The organism is Nesterenkonia alkaliphila (assembly GCF_009758175.1).
In the GTDB taxonomy this organism is placed as follows: Bacteria; Actinomycetota; Actinomycetes; order Actinomycetales; family Micrococcaceae; genus Nesterenkonia; species Nesterenkonia alkaliphila.
On record NZ_WRPM01000076.1, the window covers coordinates 1 to 2,693 of the forward strand.

Below are 2,693 nucleotides of genomic sequence, written 5' to 3' on the forward strand. Positions count from 1 at the left end.
CTGACGGTGACGCAGCTCCAAGCCCTGAATCTTGTGGTCCACGGCCTCTGGGTCGGTGTCGGTGATGAACGCGGTGACCCGGTGCCCGTCAGCATCAGTGAAGGACAACTGGGCGCCAGGATGTGGCCGCTCCTTCCGCAGGATCAGGCGGGTGCCGGCGGGCCAGCTTTTGATGTTCACATGGTCGGTAGCATCTACCACCCACGCCCCCTCCCGGATGGAACTGTCGGTGTTGATCGCTGCCTGCCACAACTGAGCCGGAATCTGATCAACGACCTGCTGAACGGGCTGGGTCAGGAAGTAGCCGAAAGAGAACTCCACGCCCATCTCTCGGCAGTGATCAGCGAAAGCGTGGGAAGCCCCAGCACTGTCGCTGCGCACCAGCACACCAGGACCGGCTTCAGCGCCGGGACGCACAGCAGCTGGCAGAGCGTCGAGGGCCTTATCGATCACGGTGATGTGATCAGCAGCAGTGTTGGCCCCGGCGTTGCCGGGCCGCAGGATCCCAGCCAGGGCCTCCCCGCCGCTGATTTCTGGTCTGTCTAAGAACGCCAGTAAGGGGTGGAACCCGAACGTGCGTTTCCACGTCGCGGCGGCGTTCTCCTTCTCCGAGTGGGCGACGCTGATGGTCGCATCAACATCGATCACCAACGGCCCAGCATCCTCAGCACTGTTTTCAGGGCCAGCGCCAGCCTCCCATGCTGTCGACCGTGCTTCAGCGCGTGCTTTCCGGATCGCGGGGAGGCGTTCTTCGGTGACCCGGTCCAGGACTCGCCAGGTCGTAGGCATCGACGCTACGGGCCCGAAAACGTCCTGGCGATCCGTCAGCGTCTGGATCCCGGAGATGTTGATCGCGCCATCAGCCACGGCGACCGCCAGATCAGTGAGCACCCGGCCCGGGGCGTGAACCGGCAAGCCTTTGTAGGAATCCAGAAGCGGCTCCGAAAGCCCGGTCACCAGGCCGGTTCGCTCTGCCAGTTCTCGCAGCATGCCAACCCCGGCATGAGACACGACCCCCTGCCCGTCGGCGGAGACTTTCATGCGGCCAGTGCCCGGGATACGCTTCACTTTGAGAGTGCCCTCTCGACTCGGATGGTTTGGACTGTGGTAAGCCCATCATCCCTTGTCGGAGCGGCACTCTCGTCTATCTACACCCTCTCAAGCCCCCGTGTCATGAAAGACCGAGGCTGAACGGCTGGAACCAGCTGATGAAGCCCAACCGGCTGTGTGCCACCTTGATACAGGCGTAGCTCGCAATCATCTGCTTCTGCGGGACTCGCTGAGCGAAGGTGACCTTCACACTGTATTGGGTGAGAGCGGCTTCGACCACGACGGTCATGGAGCCAGAATGGCAGGAGTTGCCCTCTATGGGGATGGGCTTGATGAGGCGCTAATAGGTGGGCACGTAGTCCAACTGCGGCATCGGCTCGAATCCGTAAGGATATTGCCCAGAGAAAATGAGAAGGACCACGACCCCCTCGCCTACGGTGATGTCACGGCCCAGGCTGTTTCCCTGCCGGAGATCGCTGCGCCGCGCCAACGAGTCTTCTGCATGCCTGTCAGCACTGTTCCGGATACGCATGAAACGCTTGGCCAGCCAACCCTCTGGTCAGCCACAGTCGACGCCCTCGCAGCGGGATCCGGTGTAGTTCGAGCAGGCCATGAACTCCATATGCTTTCAGCTCCCGACGCAGACGCAGCTCGTTTGTTCTTTATCGCCGCGGGAAACACCCGATCCTTTAACAGGGACCACCTAAACCACTCCGACCTCTCTCCGGTACACGACCCAGCCCACTCCTGGAACGCGCTAACGGTAGGGGCATACACCGACCTCATCGAGCCCCCAACCGATCCAGGCCACGAGAACTGGGCGCCTTTAGCCACCAAGGGTGAACTGTCTCCCCATTCCAGTACGTCACTGCTCTTCGGGGACCGCCCCTGGCCGGCAAAACCTGACATTCTGATGGAAGGTGGCAATGTCTTGCACGACGGTGGATCATTGTTCGAAGACGACTTGTCCACACTTACCGTCCGAACAGCGGGCCACCACAACGATCAGGTACTGGCCAACGCAAATGCCACCAGCGCCGCCACAGCTCAAGCAGCAAGGCTAGGAGCCCTGGTCATGGCCAATTACCCTGCCTACTGGCCAGAGACAGTGCGTGCCCTACTTGTACACGGAGCAGAGTGGACTCCGGTCATGCGGGAGCAGATCAACAGCGAGTACAAGAAGAACAAGAACCTCACCGCTCGGCATAGGATGCTGCGACGTTACGGATGGGGCGTTCCGACGGAGGAGAACGTTCTTCACTCTTCCAACCAAGCGGTAACAATTGTTGTGCAGGATGAGTTCACTCCGTTCAGGGGAACCGATTTTAAGATCCCTCACTTTCGCTTTCATGACTTCCCCTGGCCGCGTGAAGTGCTCCGAGACTTGGTTGAGGCGGACGTGACCCTTCGGGTGACTCTGTCCTACTTCATTGAACCTACAGCTTCTCGTCGGGGCTGGAGGCAGCGATACCAGTACAAGTCCCACGGTCTCCGCTTCGAATTGCAAGGCCCTCTGGAGTCGGAAACTGACTTCATCCAGCGAGTCAATCGGCAAGCACAGTCAGAAGAGGCAGGCCAACGACCTAGTGGTCCGTCTCTGATTTAGCTTGCCATTTCGGTGAGTTTCGCTCGTGCTCGGCGGG

3 protein-coding genes are annotated in these 2,693 nt (G+C 60.3%); 1 reads left to right on the forward strand and 2 read right to left on the reverse strand.

What is annotated here, in order from left to right:
• Together GNZ21_RS10945 and GNZ21_RS15970 are read right to left on the reverse strand one after the other, a co-directional pair.
• A partial coding sequence (locus tag GNZ21_RS10945) for an IS1380 family transposase (protein WP_414477746.1) occupies positions 1 to 1,068 on the reverse strand: 1,068 nt, incomplete at its 3' end.
• A gap of 103 nt (positions 1,069 to 1,171) precedes the next feature.
• Positions 1,172 to 1,339: a transposase gene (locus tag GNZ21_RS15970; protein ID WP_229659613.1), complete on the reverse strand. Its 168-nt coding sequence runs from the start codon at positions 1,337 to 1,339 to the stop codon at positions 1,172 to 1,174.
• Between GNZ21_RS15970 and GNZ21_RS10950 the strand changes: the two genes are divergently transcribed.
• Positions 1,280 to 2,656, forward strand: coding sequence for a S8 family peptidase (locus GNZ21_RS10950; RefSeq protein ID WP_232532808.1), 1,377 nt, complete (start codon positions 1,280 to 1,282; stop codon positions 2,654 to 2,656). The genes GNZ21_RS15970 and GNZ21_RS10950 overlap by 60 nt on opposite strands.
• The last annotated feature ends 37 nt before the right edge of the window (positions 2,657 to 2,693 follow it).

Bases quoted from the DNA above. Each gene is read 5' to 3' on its own strand.
- GNZ21_RS15970 (WP_229659613.1), bottom strand. From the start codon at position 1,339: ATGACCGTCGTGGTCGAAGCCGCTCTCACCCAATACAGTGTGAAGGTC.